This is a genomic window from Bradyrhizobium sp. BRP56 (assembly GCF_020194035.1).
Lineage (GTDB): Bacteria > Pseudomonadota > Alphaproteobacteria > Rhizobiales > Xanthobacteraceae > Bradyrhizobium > Bradyrhizobium australafricanum.
Genome location: NZ_JADYVV010000001.1, coordinates 1 through 19,589 on the forward strand (window position 1 = coordinate 1; position 19,589 = coordinate 19,589).

Consider the following 19,589-nt stretch of genomic DNA (forward strand, 5'->3'; position numbering starts at 1 on the left):
TCCAGCTTCTGCCGAGGCGGTGGGTGGTTGAACGCACATTCGCTTGGTTCGACAGATGCCGCCGCCTCGCCAAGGACTTCGAGGCGACGGTGGCAACCGAAGCTGCCTGGCTGCTGATTGCACACATCAGGCTCCTGACCCGCAGACTCGCGGCTGCAGCTAAGGTTGGGTGATTTATGAGTCAGACTCTGAGGAGCCGCGAAGCGGCGTCTCGAAGGATGAACGGCCCGGCTGGTGGCCGGCATGCTTCGAGGCTCGCTCCGCTCGCACCTCAGCATGTCGGACTTACCAATGCGGGCGCGGCTTCACCGCAGCGCGCGCGCCGCCTCCACCAGGCGGATGCTGCTGCTCGCGGTCGCGAGCAGTGTGCCGTCGGCGGCGCCCAGCTTTCCCTCGACGAAGGCGATGGTCTTACCGAGTTGCGTCACCGTCGCCTCGCCGGTGATCGGTCCGGGCTTTGCCGGCGCCAGGAAATTCATGATCATCGTGATGGTCGTGGTGAAGAGCCGGCCCTCGGTCATCACGAACACCGCCGGCCCCATCGTGTCGTCGAGCATCGCCGAGAGCATGCCGCCCTGGATAAAGCCGGCCGGATTGCAAAACTCCGGCTTGCCGTCGAACACGATCCTGATCCAGCCCTCCTGCGGACGGGCGTCGACCACGTGCCAACCCAGTAGCTTTGCGACGGGCGGCATCGGAATGCGGTCGAGTGCGGTTGCGATCATGGCGGCCTCCGGTTTCCGGAGGTGATAGCGAAGCCCTGCTGCCAGCATGGTGTCAGCAGGTCAGAGCATGATCCGGAAAAGTGGGAACCGGTTTTCCGAAAAGATCATGCTCAAAAAAATGAGCCGATGATGTGATTCATCGCATCGTCAGAGATCGAGCCCATGCGCGATGACCTTGCGCATCACGTTCGGAAACGCCTCGCCGTCCAGCGTCGCCACCGGCACCCAGCGCATGCCATCCGGCGCGCGGCTCCGCGGCGGCACGCTGGCAGTGTAGACGACGAGCTCGAGCGGGAAGTGCGTGAACACGTGGGTGACAACGCCCGCCTTGCGGTGCCAGCGCGTGACGCCCTTGAGGTCCGGCGCCTGCGCCAGCGCCGCCGCGTCCTCCTGCCCGGCCAGCCATTGCGACCCCGGCACCTCGGTCATGCCGCCGAGCAGGCCTTTTTCCGGGCGCGAGCGCACCAGGAGCTCGCCGCCGCGTGTCACCACGAAGGCCGCGCCGCGGCGCAAGATGCCGCTCTTCTTCGGTGCCTTGCGCGGGAACGTTTCCTGGTCGCCGCGCGTGCGCGCCGCGCAGTCGTCGTTCAGCGGACACAATGCGCAGGCCGGCTTCTTCGGCGTGCAGATCGTCGCGCCCAAATCCATCAGCGCCTGAGCACTGTCGCCGGCGCGGGACGGGCCGAGCAATGTCGCCGCCATCTCCTTGATCAGCGGCTTGGCCTGCGGCAGCGCCTCCTCGATGGCGTAGAGCCGACTGACCACGCGCTCGATGTTGCCGTCCACCGGCATGGTGCGGCGGTCGAAGGCGATGGCGGCGATCGCGGCCGCGGTGTACGGCCCGATGCCGGGCAGCGCGCGCAGGCCCTCCTCGGTGTCCGGAAACACCCCGCCGTGGTCGCCCATCACCGCGACCGCGCAGGCGTGCAAATTGCGCGCCCGCGAATAATAGCCGAGCCCGGCCCACATCCTCAGGACGTCGTCGAGCGAGGCACGCCCAAGCGCGGTCACGTCGGGCCAGCGCGACACGAATTTCTCGAAATAGGGCCCGACCGCCCGTACCGTGGTCTGCTGCAGCATGATCTCCGACAGCCAGACGCGATACGGATCGGCCCGCTCCTCCGCCACCGCGCGCCACGGCAGCATCCGGCGATGCCGGTCATACCAGGCAAGCAGCCGCGCCGGGCGGTCGGCGGCGTCTTCGGTCGGTTTGGCTTTGGCGGCTGCACGAGAACTCATGGACGTATCTTAAGGCAAATCCCGCCGCGTCATGCCCGGGCTTGACCCGGGCATCCACGTCTTTCTTTGTCCAGGACCGACGCCTGCCCTATAACCCTCTGATGTCCAGACCCGGCCCGATCAGCGCAAAGCCCCTGTCGATCCTGCTCAGCGACGTCTTCACCGACGCCTATGCCAAGCAGGGCTTTGCCGCGCGCGAATTGGTGACGCGCTGGACCGAGATCGCGGGCGAGCGAATTGCCGCCTATTGCGAGCCGCTGAAGATGCAGTGGCCGCGGCCGGTGGAGGGACAGCCGCAGGAGCCGGCGACGCTGGTGCTGCGGGTCGAAGGGCCGATGGCGCTGGAGATCCAGCACTCCTCCGACGTCATCCTGGAACGGGTGAACCGCTTCTTCGGCTGGCATGCGGTCGGCCGCCTGACCATCCGACAGGCGCCGCTCTCGCGCCGCAGCCGCCCGGTACGGCCGCGCCCGCCGGACGCCAAAACCGTGGCCCGGGAGGCGGCCAACCTTGCGGCCGTCGAGGACGACGATCTGCGCGCGGCGCTGGCCCGTTTGGGTGCCTCGATCAAGCGAAATTGACGCTTTTCGGCAGGCCCGCCGCAAGACCGCGGCATTGCCACAATGGCCGTTTCAAGCTAGCGAAGGCTTCTTTTTCGGGACCCCTTCATTGTGGCGTGAATGCGCCAATCCGGGAGCTGACCTTGATCATCACGCGCCGCGCTTTCACCACCGCTCTCTCGCTGACCGGGCTTGCCGCCCTCGCCGGCCTGTCGCCGCTGCGCCTGATCACCGACGCGTTCGCGCAGGCCGCCGCCGAGGTCGCCAAGCCGCAGTCGCTGCCGGACATGGGGCTCGGCCCGCAGGACGCCAAGGTGACGATCGTCGAATACGCCTCGATGACCTGCCCGCACTGCGCCAATTTCAACGAGACCGTGTTCCCGAAGATCAAGTCGACCTACATCGACCCCGGCAAGGTCCGCTACGTGTTCCGCGAATTCCCGCTCGACATCAAGGCCGCCGCCGGCTCGATGCTGGCGCGCTGCATCGCCAAGGACGACGCGCCGAAGTATTTTGCCGTGATCGACCTGCTGTTCCGCCAGCAGAACGACTGGGTGGTGAAGAACACCACCGAGACGCTGACGCGGATCGGCAAGCAGGCCGGCCTCACCCAGCAGCAGGTCGAGGACTGCCTGAAGGATCAGAAGCTGCTCGACAAGATCGCCGCCGACCAGAAATACGCCAACGAGGTGCTGAAGGTAAACTCGACGCCGACCTTCTTCGTCAATGGCGAGATGCTGAAGGGCGAGACCTCGTTCGAGGAATTCAGCAAGCACATCGATCCGCTGCTGAAGAGCTGATCGGGAGCCCGCGAACCTGACGTCTTCGTGCCTCGCTTTCGAGTCGAGGCACGATAATTGTGGATGATTTGCGATCACGGCACGCGGCCGTCGCATCATTTGGTTGTTGAAAACCTGATTCGCGCGATGCGAATCATCGAGGACATGTAAGGGCCATAAAACCCTGCAAATCCCTTGGGAAAAGCTTGCTCAAGCGGTTGCCCTGACGCGCTCGCATCGCCATTGTCGCCGCTCATGAGAGCTGCACGCAGCAACTCACCCACACACCGACATTGCCTTCCATGGTATTGTCACGGCAGGGAGATTCGCGCCCGGCCAAACGAGATTTGTGTACATGAAGCTCACGCGCCTCCGCCTGCACGGTTTCAAGTCGTTCGTTGAACCCACCGATTTCATGATCGAGCCGGGCCTGACCGGCGTCGTCGGACCGAATGGCTGCGGCAAATCCAATCTCGTCGAAGCGCTGCGCTGGGCGATGGGCGAGACCTCGCACAAGTCGCTGCGCGCCGCCGACATGGACGCGGTGATCTTCGCCGGTTCCGGCAACCGTCCGGCACGCAACCACGCCGAAGTCGTGATGACGATCGACAATTCCGATCGCTCGGCGCCGGCCGCGGTGAACGACAGCCAGCTCTTGGAAATCTCCCGCCGCATCGAGCGCGAAGCCGGCTCGGTCTACCGCATCAACGGCCGCGATGTCCGTGCAAGAGATGTGCAGATCCTGTTCGCCGACGCCGCCACCGGCGCGCGGTCGCCGGCGCTGGTCCACCAGGGCAAGATCGGCGAGATCATCCAGGCCAAGCCCGAGCAGCGCCGCCGCGTGCTGGAAGACGCCGCCGGCGTGGCCGGCCTGCATGCCCGCCGCCACGAGGCGGAACTGCGGCTGAAGGCGGCCGAAACCAACCTCACCCGCGTCGAGGACGTGATCGGCCAGCTCACAGGCCAGATGGAAGGCCTGAAGAAGCAGGCGCGCCAGGCAATCCGCTACCGTGAGGTCGCGGCCAAGGTGCGCAAGTCCGAAGCCATGCTGTTCCATCTGCGCTGGATCGAGGCCAATGCCGACGTCAACGACGCCGCCCAGACCCATGATATCTCCGTGCGCGAGATGGCCGAGCGCACCCGCGAGCAGGCCGAATCCGCCCGCATCCAGGCGATCCGCGCCGCCGAATTGCCGGCGCTGCGCGATGCCGAAGCGCGCGCCGCCGCCGGCCTGCAGCGCCTGACCAACACGCGCGAGATGCTCGACCGCGAGGAGCAGCGCGCCAAGGAGCGCGTCGGCGAGCTCGATCGCCGTCTCACCCAATTCGCCCAGGACATCGCGCGCGAGCAGCAGCAGACCTCCGATGCCGACATCGCGCTGCAGCGGCTCGACACCGAAGACGCGGAGCTCAAGGAAGAGATCAAGTCGCGCGTCGAGAAGCGCTCCGGCGTCGACGAGCGCGTCGCTGAGGCCGAGGAGATCCTGGCCGCGACCGAGCGCCAGTTCTCCGAGCTGACCACGCAGCTCGCCGATCTCACCGCCAAGCGCAATCAGCTCGAAGCCGGCGTGCGTACGCATCGCGAGCGGCTGGCCCGGCTCGATCAGGAGATCGCCAACGTCCAGGCCGAGGAAACCAGGCTCGCGCAGGAGACCGGCAATCTCGGCGACATCGACGCGCTGGCCGCCGCCATGGAGATGGCGCAGCAGACGCTCGCCGAGTCCGAGGCCGCCGTGCAGACCAGCGAGGCGCATCACGCCGCCGCGCGGCAGACGCTGGAAGCCTCCCGCAACCCGCTCACCGAAGCGGAGAAGCGCGTGCAGCGGCTTGAGACGGAAGCCCGCACCATCTCCAAGCTCGTCACCAGCGAGACCAAGAATCTTTGGCCGCCGATCATCGACGGCATCACGGTCGCCAAGGGCTATGAGAAGGCGATCGGCGCCGTGCTCGGCGACGACCTCGATGCGCCGGTGGATTCCTCGGCGCCGATGCGCTGGACCAATATCGGCGTGGCCGGCGAAGATCCGGCACTGCCCGATGGCGTCGAGCGGCTGGCCGACCATGTCCAGGCGCCGCCGGAACTGGCGCGCCGCCTGGCCCAGATCGGCGTCGTGGCCAAGGAACGCGGCGCGGCGCTGGTGTCGCAGCTGAAGACCGGCCAGCGGCTGGTCTCGCTCGAAGGCGACGTCTGGCGCTGGGACGGCTTCGTCGCCGACGCGCATGCCCCGACCGGCGCCGCCCGCCGTCTTGCCGAGCGCGCCCGTCTTGTCGACATCGAGCACGAGCTGGAACAGGCCCGCATCGATGCCGCCACCAAGCGCCAGGCGCTGGAGACGGCTGAAGAGGAATTGCGCTCGGCGTCCGCCGCCGAGGGTGCCTCGCGCGAAGCCGTCCGCGCCGCCCGCCGCGAGGCCGACGCCGCGCGCGAACGTCATGCCGCCACCGAGCGCGAGATCAACCGCCACGCCGCGCGCAAATCGGCGCTGACCGAGGCGCACAGCCGCGTCGCCGCCGACCGCGCCGAGGCCGAAGCCGCGCATGAGAGCGCGGCTGCCGCGCTCGCCGAACTGCCGCCGGGTGTCGAGACCGAGGCCCAGCTCGCCGCGGTTCGCGCCGAGATCGACAACCAGCGCCGGGCCGCGGCGCAAGTCCGCGCCGAGGCGCAGGCGCTGGCCCGCGAGGCCGAGCTCGCCGACCGCCGCGTGCAGGCGATCGTTGCCGAGCGCAATGAGTGGCAGAACCGCAAGACCAGCGCCGCCTCGCAGGTCGAGACCGTCGAGGCGCGCATCGCCGAGGTGTCGGCCGAGCGCGAGGAACTCGCCAATGCGCCCGAAGTTTTCGCCGAGAAGCGCAGCGCGCTGATCACGGAGATCGAGCACGCCGAAGGCGATCGCCGCATCGCCGCCGACGCGCTGGCGACCGCGGAAGCCGCGATGGCGGAAACCGATCGCCTCGCCAAGGCCTCGCTCGAAGCGCTCTCCTCATCCCGCGAAGCTACCGCGCGCGCCGAGGAGCGCATGGAAGGCACCCGCCGCCGCCTCGCCGACATCGAGCGCGAGATCCACGACATGCTCGAGGTCGAGCCCAGCGCGGTCGTCGGCATGGCCGAGATCGAACCCGGCCAGGAGCTGCCGCCGGTCACGCAGGTCGACGAAGAGCTCGAAAAGCTGCGCCGCGACCGCGAGCGGCTCGGCGCCGTCAATTTGCGTGCCGAGGAAGAGCTCAAGGAAGTCGAGACCCAGCACACCGCGCTGACCACCGAACGCGACGATCTGGTCGAAGCGATCAAGCGGCTGCGCCAGGGCATCCAGAGCCTCAACCGCGAGGCGCGCGAGCGCCTGCTGACCTCGTTCGAGACCGTCAACAACCACTTCAAGCGGCTGTTCACCGAGCTGTTCGGCGGCGGCGAAGCCGCGCTGCATCTGATCGAGAGCGACGATCCGCTCGAGGCCGGCCTCGAGATCATCGCCAAGCCGCCCGGCAAGAAGCCGCAGACGCTCTCGCTGCTCTCGGGCGGTGAGCAGGCGCTGACGGCGCTCGCGCTGATCTTCGCGGTGTTCCTGACCAATCCGTCGCCGATCTGCGTGCTGGACGAGGTCGACGCGCCGCTCGACGACCACAACGTCGAACGGTTCTGCACCCTGCTGAACGAGATGACCGGCTCGACCGAGACGCGCTTCATCATCATCACGCACAATCCGATCACGATGGCGCGGATGAACCGGCTGTTCGGTGTCACCATGGCCGAGCGCGGCGTGTCGCAGCTGGTGTCGGTCGACCTGCAGGGCGCGGTCGACATCCTCGACCAGAACGTGGCTTAGGCGTAGCACCTACGCGTCGACGTCATTTTCTTGATACCCGCGCCTCCGCATCGTCATTGCGAGGAGCGATAGCGACGAAGCAATCCATGCCTCAGCACGCGGCGCTATGGATTGCTTCGCTCCGCTCGCAATGACGTGGGATAGTCCGTCACATGACCTCACCCGACCTCCCCGCCGAACTGCGCGCCGCCCTCAACGCCAGGCTCGAAGGCCTGTCGCGCAGCGACGCCGCCGGTCGCGCGGCAGCGATCTCGCAGACCTATCGCGAGGGCGGCGGCTCCTCGACGATCAGGACCGAGACCGATGCGCTGGCCTATGCGCTGGCGCGGATGCCGGCGACCTATGCCGCCGTCGCAGCGAGCCTCAACGCCCTGACGGAGATCAGGCCGGACTTCGCGCCGGCGCGCCTGCTCGATGTCGGTGCCGGTCCGGGGACCGCGACCTGGGCCGCCGCGGAAGCGTTCACGTCGCTGCGGGACTTCACCCTACTTGATGCCAACGGCGCGTTGCGGACGCTCGCCGAGGAGCTGTTTCACGGCAGCATTCGCCTGCACGACGCCAGCTATCAACTCGGCGAGGCGCGCGCCCTGCTCGACAAGGCCGAGCCCGCCGACCTCGTCGTCGCCAGCTACATGATCGGCGAACTCGGCGATGCCGAGCGCGGGGCGCTGGCCGATGCGCTGTGGTCGAAAACCAGCGACACGCTGCTGGTCGTCGAGCCCGGTACGCCCGCCGGCTATGCGCGGATCATCGCATTGCGCGCACGCCTGATCGCCGCCGGCGCTCACGTCGTGGCACCCTGCCCGCATGACGGTGGCTGTCCGCTGGTCGCGCCCGACTGGTGCCACTTCTCGCAGCGCCTGCAACGCTCGCGCGCGCACAAGCAGGTCAAGGGCGCGGAGCTACCCTTCGAGGACGAGCGCTTCGCCTATGTCGCGCTGAGCCGCGCGCGCGTTGAGAACAGGCCATCGCGCGTGCTGGCGCAGCCGGACGTCGGCAAGGTCGAGATCGCGGCGAAACTGTGCACGCCCGAGGGCGTATCGGTTGCGCGGATCCCGCGCCGTGCCAGAGCCGAATACGCAAGCGCCCGGCGCTGGCGCTGGGGCGATGCGGTCTAGTTACGTCGTCCCGGCGAAGGCCGGGACCCATAACCACCGAGGTTTGTTGCGAGTGAAGCCGTCGCCGCTTGCGCCCCTGCCGCGGGCCGCGGCGTATGCGTCCCGGCCTTCGCCGGGACGATATTGAACTAATTTGCGGCCATCACCGACTAACGCTTGCCCACCTTTCCGCGGCGGGCTGCCCTGCGCCCCGATCTTGGGTTACGGTGCCGCCGTCTCGTCCATCAGGAGCTGCCCCGTCATGTCGACCAGCTGGATCGTTATCGGCGTCATCGTGCTTCTCGTGCTGTTTGCGTTCGGCGCCTACAACCGCCTCGTCGCGCTCAGCCAGCGGGTCGGACAGGCCTTTGCCGACATCGACGTGCAGCTCAAGCAGCGCCACGACCTGATCCCGAATCTGGTCGAGACGGTGAAGGGCTATGCCGCGCATGAGCGCGGCACGCTCGACGACGTCATCAAGGCGCGCAATTCGGCGATGTCGGCGCAGGGTCCGGCCCAGGTCTCGGCGGCGGAGAATCAGCTCTCCGGCGCGCTCGGCCGGCTGATCGCGCTCTCGGAGGCCTATCCGGACCTCAAGGCCAACGCCAACTTCCAGCAGCTCGCCTCCGAGCTTTCCGATCTCGAGAACAAGATCGCCGCCAGCCGCCGCTTCTTCAACAACGCGGTCCAGGAATACAACACCGGCATCCAGCAGATGCCGGCCGCGCTGTTCGCCGGCATGTTCGGCTTCACCCGCAAGGATTTCTTCGACCTCGGCGCCAGCCGCACGGAGGTCGAGGCGGCGCCCAGCGTGAAGTTCTGATTACTTCCTTCGAGATGACGCCCCTTCGGTCATTCCGGGGCGATGCAACGCATCGAACCCGGAATCTCATCTCACTCACTAATCTTGAGATTCCACAAAGCGCAATTGCGCATTGGGGTTCGCGCGTGCCGCGCGCCCCGGAATGACGGTGAGAGCGGACGCGCACCATGGCCGCCTATGGTCTCTACACGCATATCGCATCGAACAAGTTTCGTTCGATGCTGCTGCTTGCCGGCCTGTTCCTGCTGATCTACGTGCTGGTCTATGCTGGCGCGCTGGTCGCGGAGGTGATGATCGATAGCGGCCGCACCGTCGACTATTACCTGACGCGGGCCTTGCGCGACCTGGTCTCGGCCTTGCCGTGGGCGACGATCGCGGCAGCGGCCTGGATCGTGATCGCCTATTTCTTCCACCAGAAGATGATCGACGCCGTCACCGGCGGCGAGAGCGTGACTCGGCAGCAAGAGCCGCGGCTCTACAATCTTCTGGAAAATCTCTGCATCTCGCGCGGCATCCCGATGCCGAAGCTGAAGGTGATGGACAGCCCGGCGCTGAATGCGTTCGCGACCGGACTGAACCGGAGCCAATACGCCATCACGGTCACTACCGGCCTGTTGAAGGCGCTGAACGATAAGGAGATCGAGGCCGTGCTCGGCCACGAGCTCACCCATATCAAGAACGGCGACGTGCAGCTGATGGTGATCGCGGTAATCATCGCCGGCGTGGTCGGCTTCTTCGGCGAGCTGTTCTTCCGCCTGTTCACGAACCTGTCGTGGAACTCGAGCGGCGGCGGAGGCGGCTGGTCGTCTTCATCCTCTCGCTCCTCGTCATCCTCCTCGGACCGCGACAGCAAGGGCTCGGGCGGCGGCGCGATCATCGTGATCATCATCGCGGTCGCGCTGATCGTGCTGGCCTGGCTCCTGTCCCAAGTGGTCAAGCTCGCGCTGTCGCGCTCGCGCGAATTCCTCGCCGATGCCGGATCGGTGGAGCTGACCAAGAACCCCGACGCGATGATCTCGGCGCTGCGCAAGATCGAGAACCGCGGCGAGCTCCCGGACGCCACCTCAGCGGTGATGGAACTCTGCGTCGACAATCCGCGCGAGGGATTTGCCGACCTGTTCGCCACCCATCCCTCCGTGAAGTCCCGGGTCGATGCCCTGGTGAAATACGCCGGCGGCCACGATCCCGGACCGCTGGCGCTGCCGGACGAGACGGAGCCGCAGGATGAGCCGTCCGCGGCGGGCGACCAGCCTCCGCCGGCGACCCATGGCCCATGGGGCGATACGCCGCCGGCGCAGCCGAACAATCCGCCGCCGTTGCCGGGCACAACTCCCAGGCAGGGACCGTTTGGTCCGCTCCAGGGTCCTTGGGGCCCGCACCGTTGACCGCTTGAGCGGTTTGATTTGACCATGATTGTCTCGGAAAACCGGCTGCGCATTTTTCCGGATCATGGCCCTAGCCTACTCAGTCCATTAAGGAAATTCCCACCAAACCGATCGTGGGCGCCTTAAGGAATTGAATTCTCCCTCGTTTCTGCCATGTTCTCGCCCAAAGCAGTGTGGGGACTTGCCGATCGCCATCGCGATCGGGAGCGCGCTTTAAGGGACTTCCATGGCAAAGCCGGTTGTGATCGTGGTGGGCGCCGACAAAGGCGGGGTCGGCAAGACCACCGTCTCGCGGACGCTCCTGGACTATTTCAGTGCCAATAACGTGCAGACCCGGGCGTTCGACACCGAATCGCCGCGCGGCACGCTGAAGCGCTTCCATCCCGACATCACCGAGATCGTCGACATGACGACGACCGCGGACCAGATGAAGATCTTCGACACGCTGAACTCGGGACCCTCGGTCACCGTGATCGACGTCCGCGCCGGCCTGTTGTCGCCCGCGCTGGCCTCGTTGCGCGATATCGGCTTCCTCGACGCGGCGCGCTCCGGCCAGATCACCTTCGCCGTGTTCCATATCCTCGGCCCGTCGATCGCCTCGCTGGACGAGATCGCCGAAACCGCCAACTTCATGAGCGGCGCGAAGTATTTCCTGGTGAAGAACTTCATCAACGACACCCAATTCTTCCAGTGGGACCAGGCGACCTACAATTCCTACTTCCATCGCATCAAGGACGCGACCGACCTCACGATCCCCAAGCTCAACGAAATGGCCTATGAGCAGGTCGAGGTCTCCTCGGTTCCGTTCCTGAAATTCGTCGCCAACAAGGGCATCAACGACGACGCCGCGAACTACTCCTTCGTGCTGCGCGGCTATGTCCGGCACTGGCTCGCCAATGTCTGGAGCGAGTTCGACCGGATCAAGCTGACCGACCTGGTCGGCGCCAAGTCGGCCAAAGGCGAAAAATAGTCGGACCTTCGACCTTGATGGGGCTGGATTAGGCGAAAATTTGGCCTGATATAGCGGGCGATGTCGTCCACGCCCGTTTACATCATCTGCTCGCCCCGCCCGCAGGTCGGCAAGACGCTGATCGCGCGGCTGCTCGGCGAATTCCTGCTGCTCAAGAACGGCGACGTGGTCTGCTACGACATCAATCTGAAGGAGCCGTCGCTGCTCGACTACCTGCCGCGGATCACCGAAACGGCAGATGTGATCGACACCTACGGCAAGATGCAGCTGATGGACCGCGTCATCGTCAATGACGGCATCGGCAAGGTGATCGACCTCGGCTACCACGCCTTCGACGAATTCTTCAAAATGTGCGACGAGATCGGGCTGATGAAGGAGGCGCTACGCCGTCGCGTCGCGCCGGTCATCCTGTACGTCGCCGATACCGACCGCGCCTCGGTGCGTGGCTACCAGACGCTGCTCGGCACGATCCCGCCGAATGCGCTGATCGTCATCGACAACGAGTTCGTGGTGCGCGGCGAGCTGCCGCCGGTCATGACCGCCAGCCGGGTGCTGCGCTTCCGCGCGCTGCCGGTGTTCCTGAAGACCTATATCGACCGGCTGAACTTCTCCTTCACCGGCTATCTGCGCCAGGAAAAGGATTCATCAACCGAGCTGCATCAATGGATCCGGCGGAATTACACGACGTTCCGCGATCTCGAATTGAGCATGCTGCTGCAGCGGGGATGACTCTGCTCCCTCGCCCCGCTCTTGCGGGGAGAGGGTCGGGGTGAGGGGCTGGTTCCGCAAATTCGACCGAGATTGGAGTGCGCGGAGAGTCCCCTCACCCGGATCGCATCTTCGATGCGATCCGGCCTCTCCCCGCACGCGGGGCGAGGCTAAGAGATCAATGCCCCTCGAACGCCATCAGCGTGCGCACCGGAACGTCCATCGCGCGCAGCTTGGCCGCGCCGCCGAGGTCGGGCAGGTCGACGATGAAGCAGGCGGCGACCACATTGGCGCCGATCTGGCGCAGCAGCTTCACCGCGCCCTCCGCGGTGCCGCCGGTCGCGATCAGATCGTCGACCAGGATCACGCGCTCGCCGGGCTGCACGGCGTCGGCATGCATCTCCATCTCGTCGATGCCGTATTCCAGCGAATAGGCGATCCGCACCGTGGTGTGTGGCAGCTTGCCCTTCTTGCGGATCGGCACGAAGCCGGCGGAGAGCTGATGCGCCACCGCGCCGCCGAGGATGAAGCCGCGGGCCTCGATGCCCGCGACCTTGTCGACCTTCGCCCCCGCCCAGGGATGCACCAGCTCGTCGACGGCGCGGCGGAAGGCCCTCGCATCCGCCAGCAGCGTCGTGATGTCGCGAAACAGGATGCCCTTCTTCGGGTAGTCCGGGATGGTGCGAACGGTCGCCTTGATGTCGTGGTCGAAGGTCATTGGTCTCGCTCTGAGGGTCATTCCGGGGCGATGCGAAGCATCGAACCTGGAATCTCGAGATTCCGGGTCTGGTGCTAACGCACCATCCCGGAATGACGATGGTTAAACTTAGCCTTCACTTGCTACTCACATTAAGCCGGAATGCATTCTCGACAATGCGCAGGCCGACCTCGTTGCCGAGCGACATCAGCGATTCCGGATGGAATTGCACGCCGCCGACCGGCAGGGTCTTGTGCTCGATCACCATCGCGACGCCGTCTTCGGTGGTCGCGGTCACCGCCAGCACCTCGGGCACGCTGTCGCGCTCGACAAACAGCGAGTGGTAGCGGCCGATCACGATCTCATTGGGCAGGTTCCGCATGAGCCGGCCACCGCGCACTTGGACGCGCGACGGACGGCCATGCGCGGGCTGACCGAGCTGGCCGAGCTGGCCGCCGAAATACTCGCCGATCGCCTGCACGCCGAGGCAGACGCCGAAGATCGGCAGCTTGTTCTCGAGCGCGGTATCGATGGTTTTCGCGATGCCGAAATCCTCCGGGCGCCCCGGCCCGGGCGACAGCACCAGGAGGTCCCAGCCCTTCTTCTTGAGCATGTCCTGGGCATGGATATGCCTGACCACGGTGACGGTGGCGCCGACCTGGCGGAAGTAATCCGCCAGCATGTGCACGAAGCTGTCGTCGTGATCGATCAGGAGCACGTTCTTGCCGGAGCCGGTGGCATCGGGCGCGAAATCCGACAGCGGCTTCGGCGGATCGCCGCGCAGCGCCTGGAACAGCGCCGCCGCCTTGACCTGGCACTCGCGATCCTCGGCAGCCGGATCGGAGTCAAACAGGCAGGTCGCGCCGACGCGCACCTCGGCGAGGCCATCCTTCATGCGGATGGTGCGGATGGTGAGCCCGGTGTTGATGCTGCCGTCGAAATTGACGCAGCCGATCGCGCCGGCATACCAGCGCCGCGGCGACCGCTCGTGATCCTCGACGAACTGCATCGCCCACAGTTTCGGCGCGCCGGTCACCGTCACGGCCCAGGCATGGGTCAGGAAGGCGTCGAGCGAATCGAAGCCCGGCCGCAGCATGCCCTCGACGTGATCGACGGTGTGGAACAGCTTTGAGTAGGTCTCGATCTGACGCCGCGCCAGCACCTTGATGGTGCCGGGCACGCAGACGCGCGCCTTGTCGTTGCGATCGACGTCGGTGCACATGTTGAGCTCGAACTCGTCCTTCTCCGAGTTCAGGAGCTTGCGGATCTGCTCGGCATCGCCGATCGAGTCCGAACCGCGCGCGATGGTGCCCGAGATCGGGCAGGTCTCGACCCGGCGGCCGTCGGAGCGCACGAACATCTCCGGCGACGCGGAGACCAGGAATTCACCGTCGCCGAGATTCATCAGCGCGCCATAGGGTGACGGATTGATGCGGCAGAGCCGCTGGAACACTTCCGCCGGCGAGCGCTCGCAGGGCTCGGCGAACAGCTGCCCGGGCACTGCCTCGAACAGGTCGCCGCGGGCAAACGCCGCGCGCGCGACCTCGACAGTCGCCTGATATTCGCCGGGCGCGTGATCGGCAAAGCCTTGCCGGCCGTTCCTGGCGTAGAGGCTCGGCGCGGTCTCCTGCGGCAGGCCTGCGGTGGATTTGCCCTTCCACGCGAACTTGTAAGTGAGCGCCACGCCGCGGCCGGTGGCGCGGTCATAGGCCAGCAGCCGGTCCGGCACGTAGAGCACGATGTCGCGCTGGTCGACCTCGCGGGCGCGCTTCTGCACCAGGTCCTCGATCTGGAACACGAGGTCGTAGGCGAAGGCGCCGAACAGGCCGAGCAGCGGATCGGCATTGGAGGTGAACGCCGCCACCATGTCGCGCACCAGCGACATCACGCTGGCGCGGCGGGTGCGCTGGTCTTCCTCGACCGGCGCGGCGCCGCGGATGATATGGCCGGCGAGCCGTGTTGCGCTCCGCTCCGAGATCACGACGCAGGGCTCGCGCAGCACGTCGCCGAGGAAGGCGATCAGGACCTCGCCGCGCGGGTTCAGCGCCTGCAACGAGAAGTTGGTGCCTGACGTCTCAAGCACCAGCGGCGGATCGGCAAAGCCGAGGTCAAAGCTCTCGTAGCGGCCCGGCACGGTCGTGCCCGAGGACAGCACCACGCCGCGGCGGCGGTCCAGCAGCGCGATCAGGTCGTCGAGACGGTTGGCGCCGCCGGTGAACTGCTCGACCACGCGCGCGACCGCAAGGCCGCCATTGGTCAGATATTCGCTTCGAGCCGGCAGGGAGAAGACTGTCCTGTTCATGTGATCCTCTTACGAGACTTGCCGAGAGAGCGCCACACAGGACAAACGAAGGGCAAATAAACTAACCATCGGTCGCACTGCGATGGCGACCTTCGACGTTTGTGAAAAAAGAAAACGCACCGGCCACCTATGAGAAGGTGGGCCACCAACGACGGGATGGACTGGCAACGGTGCTCATGCCCGTTACTCACCACCCGGCGCGGGCCGTGTCAAGAGATGGCCCGGCACCCCTGCCCCAATCCTGGACGCCCTTTTGAGCGGCATTTTCGGGTTTGAAGGGGCAGGAATCCGCGTAGGATTTGGTGAGATGGCGGCTGGTCGGCCGCCCAAAAAACAGACAGATGGCGGAGGCGCAGATGGCGATTTTGGGTCTCGGATATGCCGGCTTCGGCTCCGACGCGCTCGACGACTGGCGGCAGTTCGGCACCGGCCTCGTCGGGCTGCAGGCGGTCGAACGCGGCAACTCGTTGCTCGCGTTCCGGATGGACGACCGCAAGCAGCGCATCGTGATCGACCGCGCCCAGGGCGAAGGCACCCGGTTCTTCGGCTGGGAGGTGGCTGACCGTGCGGCCCTCGACGCGCTGGCGGCACGGCTGGAGCGCGCCGGCGTCGCGGTGACATCAGAGCCGCAGGCGCTCGTAGATAGCAGGCGGGTGCGCGGCTTGATCTCGTTTCGGGATCCCGCCGGCAACCGCCTCGAGGCGTTTCATGGCGCCGAGATCGACGACACGCCGTTCAGGCCGGGGCGCTCGATCTCCGGCTTCCGCACCGGGCCGCTCGGCCTCGGCCACGCGGTGCTGACCGTCGAGCACATCGCCCCGGTGATGAGCTTCTATGTCGACGTGCTCGGCTTCGGCCTCAGCGACTACATCGAAAAACCGTTCCGCGCCTATTTCTTCCACGTCAATGCCCGCCACCACTCGCTGGCGCTGATCGAGACCGGCACGAACGGCATACATCATCTGATGGTCGAGCTGTTCTCGCTCGACGATGTCGGCCAAGCCTATGACGTCGCGCAGCAGGAAGATCGCGTCAACGTCACGCTCGGCCGCCACACCAACGACCTGATGACGTCGTTCTACGCGAGGTCGCCGTCCGCCTTCATGGTCGAGTGCGGCTGGGGCGGCCGCGAGATCGATCCGGCGAACTGGACGCCGTTCGAGATGCATGACGGCCCGAGCCTGTGGGGCCACGAGCGGGTCTGGCTGTCGCCGGGGGACCGCGCCGTCGCGCGCGAGATGCGGATGCGCGCCGCCGCCGAGGGCAAGCGCGCACCGGTGCAGGTGATGGAAGGCAATTTCAGGCTGATGTCGGGGACCTGCCCCTGGTGGGACGGGGTGAAGGAAAGTTAAGTCTCGCCGTCGTCCCTGCCTAGTGCGCAATTGCGCACGGGAGCAGGGACCCATACCACAGGGCGTAGTTATTTGGCGAGATGACTGCCAGCGTGCCCATTGCAAAAGCCACGGCGTATGGGTCCCGGCCTTGGCCGGGACGACGCCGGTGGTTTTGCAATCGCCTTACCCTAGGTGCTTCTTGAAGAAGTCCGTGGCGCGGCCCCAGGCGAGTTCGGCGGCCTCGCGGTCGTGCACCGACTGGCGCTGCTCGTTGACGAAGGCGTGCTCGGCGTCGTAGCGGAACAGCTCGAGCGATTTGCCGGCGGCCTTCATCGCTTTCTCGAAATTGCTGACGAGCTCGGGCGTGCACCAGTCGTCCTTGTTGGCGAAATGCGCCTGCAGCGGAATCCTGACGTCGGCGGGCTTGGCGGCCTGCTCCGGCGGAATGCCGTAGAACACGACGCCCGCAGTTAGTTCCGGCACATGCACCGAGCCGATGATGGTCACCGCGCCGCCGAGACAGAAGCCGGTCAGGCCGACCTTGGCGCCGTTCTTGGCGAGATACTGCGCGGCGCCGCGCACCGTCTGCGTGGTGGCGTCCATGAAGTCGAGCGAGTTCATCTCTTTGCCCGCGGCATCGGTGTCGTGATACGGCACCACCTTGCCCTTGTAGAGATCGGGCGCCAGCGCATCGAAGCCGGCCACCGCGAAGCGGTCGCACAGGCCCTTGATCTGGTCCGACAGGCCCCACCATTCCTGGATCACGACGACGCCGGGTGCGTTGCCGCGCGCCGCATTGGCGAGATAGCCTGACGCATCCTTGCCGTCCGGACGCTTGAAGCTGACGCTGGTACCCATGAGTTCCTCCGCAATGTTTGCCGGCTGATTGGCCGGCATCTTGTCCGCACTCGGCGGCCGACGCAATTGACGACACTGTCATTCCGGGTTCGATGCTACCGCGTCACCCCGGAATGACGGAGAGATTGCAAACAAAAAAGCCCCCGAAGGGGCTTTTTCAAACTCGCTATACCGTACCCGAGATCAGTGGGCGTTGGCCCAGACCTTGCGCTTGGTGAAGTACATCAGGAAGGCGAAGACGACCAGGAAGAAGAACACCTGCATGCCGATCCGCTTGCGCTCCTCCATGTGCGGCTCGGCCGCCCACATCAGGAACGTGGTGACGTCATGCGCGTACTGCTTGACCGTCGCCGGCGAACCGTCGTCGAAGGTCACCTGACCATCGGACAGCGGCTTCGGCATCTTGATGGCGTGGCCGGGGAAGTACTTGTTGTAGTACGAGCCCTCCGGGATCGTGACGCCCGCCGGAGCCTTGTCCTCGAAGCCCTGCAGGATGGCGTCGACGTAGTCGGATCCCTGCTCCTGGTACTGGGTGAAGAAGTCGATCGCGAACTGCGGGAAGCCGCGCTTGTAGGACCGCGCCTTGGTGATCAGCGAGAGGTCGGGCGGCGCCGCGCCGCCATTGGCCGCGCGCGCGGCCTGCTCGTTCGGGAACGGCGACGGGAAGTAATCCGCCGGGCGGCCCGGACGCTCGAACATCTCGCCCTGGTCGTTCGGGCCGTCCTTGATCTTGTACTCGGACGCGAACGCCGCCGCCTGCGCCGGCGAATAGCCGGGGCCGCCGGGATCGGCGAGGTTGCGGAACGCGACATAGGACAGGCCGTGACAGGCCGCACAGACTTCCTTGTAGACCTTCAAGCCGCGCTGCAGCGAGCCACGGTCATAGGTGCCGAAAGGACCGGAGAACGACCACTTCTGGGCCGGCGGCGCGTTGCCACCCTCCTCGGCCTTGGCGTTCTGGGTGCCGCCGACGAGCAGGCTGCCGGCCACGACCATCGCGAGCATCACAGAGGCCGCGGTCGCGGCCCTGCCCTTGCTCTTCGCCAGCACGTCGTCGGCGATCGAGTTCGGCACCGGACGCGGCGTCTCGATGCGGGCGAGCAGCGGCAGCACAATCAGGAAGTAGGCGAAGTAGCAGACCGTCAGGATGCGGCCGGCGATCACATAGATGCCTTCCGGCGGCTGCGAGCCGAGGTAACCGAGCAGGATGCAGACCACCACGAAGATCCAGAAGAACTGCTTGGCCAGCGGGCGATACTTCGACGAACGGGTCCGTGCGCTGTCGAGCCAGGGCAGGAAGCACAGGATGATGATCGCCGAGAACATCGCCACGACGCCGGCGAGCTTGTTCGGGATCGAACGCAGGATCGCGTAGAACGGCAGGTAGTACCATTCAGGCACGATGTGCGCCGGCGTCACGCCCGGGTTCGCCGGGATGTAGTTGTCGGCGTCGCCGAGATAGTTCGGCATGTAGAAGATGAACCAGGCGAAGAAGATCAGGAAGCAGGACACGCCGAACATGTCCTTGATCGTCGCATACGGCGTGAACGCAACGGTGTCCTTCTCGGTCTTGGCCTCGACGCCGGCCGGGTTGTTCTGACCGGCGACGTGCAGCGCCCAGACGTGCAGCACGACCACGCCGGCGATCACGAACGGGAGCAGATAGTGCAGCGAGAAGAAGCGGTTCAGCGTCGGGTTGCCGACCGAATAGCCGCCCCACAGCAGGGTCACGATGCTCTCGCCGAAATAGGGCACGGCCGAGAACAGATTGGTGATGACGGTAGCGCCCCAGAAGCTCATCTGGCCCCACGGCAGCACGTAGCCCATGAAGCCCGTCGCCATCATCAGGAGGTAGATGATGACGCCGAGGATCCACAGCACCTCACGCGGCTCCTTGTACGACCCGTAATAGAGGCCGCGGAACATATGGATGTAGACGGCGAAGAAGAACATCGACGCGCCGCACGCATGCATGTTGCGCAGCAGCCAGCCGTAATTGACGTCGCGGACGATCAGTTCGACCGACTTGAAGGCGAGGTCGGCGTGCGGCGTGTAGTGCATCGCCAGGATCACGCCGGTCAGGATCTGCAGCGCCAGCATCATCGAAAGGATGGCGCCGAAGGTCCACCAGTAGTTCAGGTTGCGCGGCGTCGGATAGGCCACGAACGAGGAGTGGATCAGGCCGAAGATCGGAAGGCGCCGTTCGATCCACTTCAAGGCGGGGTTGCTCGGTTGGAAATCAGATGGTCCGCTCATTGATGCGATCCTGAAGAAGAAAAACGACGCGATGGG

Annotated in this window: 16 protein-coding genes; 10 read left to right on the forward strand and 6 right to left on the reverse strand. The window is 65.9% G+C overall.

Translation table 11 applies throughout. The features are described from left to right. On the forward strand, nucleotides 1–173 hold a 173-nt coding region (locus tag I6F38_RS00005), incomplete at its 5' end, for a transposase (protein ID WP_225158822.1). Nucleotides 174–305: 132 nt separating this feature from the next. Here the strand turns inward: I6F38_RS00005 and I6F38_RS00010 are convergent. Together I6F38_RS00010 and mutY are read right to left on the reverse strand one after the other, a co-directional pair. After that, the gene (locus I6F38_RS00010; protein ID WP_225158560.1) at nucleotides 306–725 is read right to left on the reverse strand and encodes a PaaI family thioesterase; all 420 of its coding nucleotides are present in this window, start codon (nucleotides 723–725) and stop codon (nucleotides 306–308) included. A gap of 147 nt (nucleotides 726–872) precedes the next feature. Then, nucleotides 873–1,964: an A/G-specific adenine glycosylase gene (mutY, locus tag I6F38_RS00015; RefSeq protein ID WP_225158561.1), complete on the reverse strand. Its 1,092-nt coding sequence runs from the start codon at nucleotides 1,962–1,964 to the stop codon at nucleotides 873–875. Nucleotides 1,965–2,065: 101 nt separating this feature from the next. Here mutY and I6F38_RS00020 point away from each other — a divergent pair, with 101 nt between their 5' ends. The 8 genes from I6F38_RS00020 (at nucleotide 2,066) to I6F38_RS00055 (ending at nucleotide 12,127) form a co-directional block, all read left to right on the forward strand. Further along, entirely contained in the window at nucleotides 2,066–2,545 is a 480-nt protein-coding gene (locus I6F38_RS00020; RefSeq protein WP_028334785.1) for a DciA family protein, read from the forward strand. A 122-nt stretch (nucleotides 2,546–2,667) separates the two neighbouring features. Next, nucleotides 2,668–3,324, forward strand: a complete 657-nt coding sequence (locus tag I6F38_RS00025) for a DsbA family protein (RefSeq protein WP_225158562.1) — start codon at nucleotides 2,668–2,670, stop codon at nucleotides 3,322–3,324. 334 nt (nucleotides 3,325–3,658) lie between these two features. Further along, nucleotides 3,659–7,123, forward strand: a complete 3,465-nt coding sequence (gene smc / locus I6F38_RS00030) for a chromosome segregation protein SMC (RefSeq protein ID WP_225158563.1) — start codon at nucleotides 3,659–3,661, stop codon at nucleotides 7,121–7,123. Nucleotides 7,124–7,275: 152 nt separating this feature from the next. After that, nucleotides 7,276–8,241, forward strand: coding sequence for a small ribosomal subunit Rsm22 family protein (locus I6F38_RS00035; RefSeq protein WP_225158564.1), 966 nt, complete (start codon nucleotides 7,276–7,278; stop codon nucleotides 8,239–8,241). 241 nt (nucleotides 8,242–8,482) lie between these two features. Next, nucleotides 8,483–9,043, forward strand: coding sequence for a LemA family protein (locus tag I6F38_RS00040; RefSeq protein ID WP_016839704.1), 561 nt, complete (start codon nucleotides 8,483–8,485; stop codon nucleotides 9,041–9,043). A gap of 167 nt (nucleotides 9,044–9,210) precedes the next feature. After that, a complete protein-coding gene (locus I6F38_RS00045) occupies nucleotides 9,211–10,428 on the forward strand; it encodes a M48 family metallopeptidase (RefSeq protein WP_225158565.1) in 1,218 nt (405 codons plus the stop codon). Between the two features lie 226 nt (nucleotides 10,429–10,654). Continuing rightward, nucleotides 10,655–11,398, forward strand: a complete 744-nt coding sequence (locus tag I6F38_RS00050; RefSeq protein WP_038386041.1) for a hypothetical protein — start codon at nucleotides 10,655–10,657, stop codon at nucleotides 11,396–11,398. A 60-nt stretch (nucleotides 11,399–11,458) separates the two neighbouring features. Then, the gene (locus I6F38_RS00055) at nucleotides 11,459–12,127 is read left to right on the forward strand and encodes a hypothetical protein (protein WP_057016987.1); all 669 of its coding nucleotides are present in this window, start codon (nucleotides 11,459–11,461) and stop codon (nucleotides 12,125–12,127) included. A 157-nt stretch (nucleotides 12,128–12,284) separates the two neighbouring features. Here the strand turns inward: I6F38_RS00055 and I6F38_RS00060 are convergent, their stop codons facing one another. Then, nucleotides 12,285–12,824, reverse strand: coding sequence for an adenine phosphoribosyltransferase (locus I6F38_RS00060; RefSeq protein WP_018273383.1), 540 nt, complete (start codon nucleotides 12,822–12,824; stop codon nucleotides 12,285–12,287). Nucleotides 12,825–12,939: 115 nt separating this feature from the next. Next, nucleotides 12,940–15,105: an anthranilate synthase component I gene (locus I6F38_RS00065; RefSeq protein ID WP_225158566.1), complete on the reverse strand. Its 2,166-nt coding sequence runs from the start codon at nucleotides 15,103–15,105 to the stop codon at nucleotides 12,940–12,942. A gap of 356 nt (nucleotides 15,106–15,461) precedes the next feature. Between I6F38_RS00065 and I6F38_RS00070 the strand changes: the two genes are divergently transcribed. Beyond that, nucleotides 15,462–16,457, forward strand: coding sequence for a VOC family protein (locus I6F38_RS00070; RefSeq protein WP_225158567.1), 996 nt, complete (start codon nucleotides 15,462–15,464; stop codon nucleotides 16,455–16,457). A 165-nt stretch (nucleotides 16,458–16,622) separates the two neighbouring features. Here the strand turns inward: I6F38_RS00070 and I6F38_RS00075 are convergent, their stop codons facing one another. Beyond that, complete coding sequence (locus tag I6F38_RS00075) at nucleotides 16,623–17,297, reverse strand: dienelactone hydrolase family protein (RefSeq protein WP_225158568.1); 675 nt, start codon at nucleotides 17,295–17,297, stop codon at nucleotides 16,623–16,625. 183 nt (nucleotides 17,298–17,480) lie between these two features. Further along, nucleotides 17,481–19,553: a cytochrome c1 gene (locus tag I6F38_RS00080; RefSeq protein WP_225158569.1), complete on the reverse strand. Its 2,073-nt coding sequence runs from the start codon at nucleotides 19,551–19,553 to the stop codon at nucleotides 17,481–17,483. Nucleotides 19,554–19,589: the final 36 nt, after the last annotated feature.

Coding starts and splice junctions, on each gene's coding strand:
- I6F38_RS00020 (WP_028334785.1), top strand. CDS start 2,066: ATGTCCAGACCCGGCCCGATCAGCGCAAAGCCCCTGTCGATCCTGCTC.
- I6F38_RS00040 (WP_016839704.1), top strand. CDS start 8,483: ATGTCGACCAGCTGGATCGTTATCGGCGTCATCGTGCTTCTCGTGCTG.
- I6F38_RS00035 (WP_225158564.1), top strand. CDS start 7,276: ATGACCTCACCCGACCTCCCCGCCGAACTGCGCGCCGCCCTCAACGCC.
- I6F38_RS00055 (WP_057016987.1), top strand. CDS start 11,459: ATGTCGTCCACGCCCGTTTACATCATCTGCTCGCCCCGCCCGCAGGTC.
- I6F38_RS00080 (WP_225158569.1), bottom strand. CDS start 19,553: ATGAGCGGACCATCTGATTTCCAACCGAGCAACCCCGCCTTGAAGTGG.
- I6F38_RS00070 (WP_225158567.1), top strand. CDS start 15,462: ATGGCGATTTTGGGTCTCGGATATGCCGGCTTCGGCTCCGACGCGCTC.
- I6F38_RS00045 (WP_225158565.1), top strand. CDS start 9,211: ATGGCCGCCTATGGTCTCTACACGCATATCGCATCGAACAAGTTTCGT.
- smc (WP_225158563.1), top strand. CDS start 3,659: ATGAAGCTCACGCGCCTCCGCCTGCACGGTTTCAAGTCGTTCGTTGAA.
- mutY (WP_225158561.1), bottom strand. CDS start 1,964: ATGAGTTCTCGTGCAGCCGCCAAAGCCAAACCGACCGAAGACGCCGCC.
- I6F38_RS00010 (WP_225158560.1), bottom strand. CDS start 725: ATGATCGCAACCGCACTCGACCGCATTCCGATGCCGCCCGTCGCAAAG.
- I6F38_RS00060 (WP_018273383.1), bottom strand. CDS start 12,824: ATGACCTTCGACCACGACATCAAGGCGACCGTTCGCACCATCCCGGAC.
- I6F38_RS00075 (WP_225158568.1), bottom strand. CDS start 17,297: ATGGGTACCAGCGTCAGCTTCAAGCGTCCGGACGGCAAGGATGCGTCA.
- I6F38_RS00065 (WP_225158566.1), bottom strand. CDS start 15,105: ATGAACAGGACAGTCTTCTCCCTGCCGGCTCGAAGCGAATATCTGACC.
- I6F38_RS00050 (WP_038386041.1), top strand. CDS start 10,655: ATGGCAAAGCCGGTTGTGATCGTGGTGGGCGCCGACAAAGGCGGGGTC.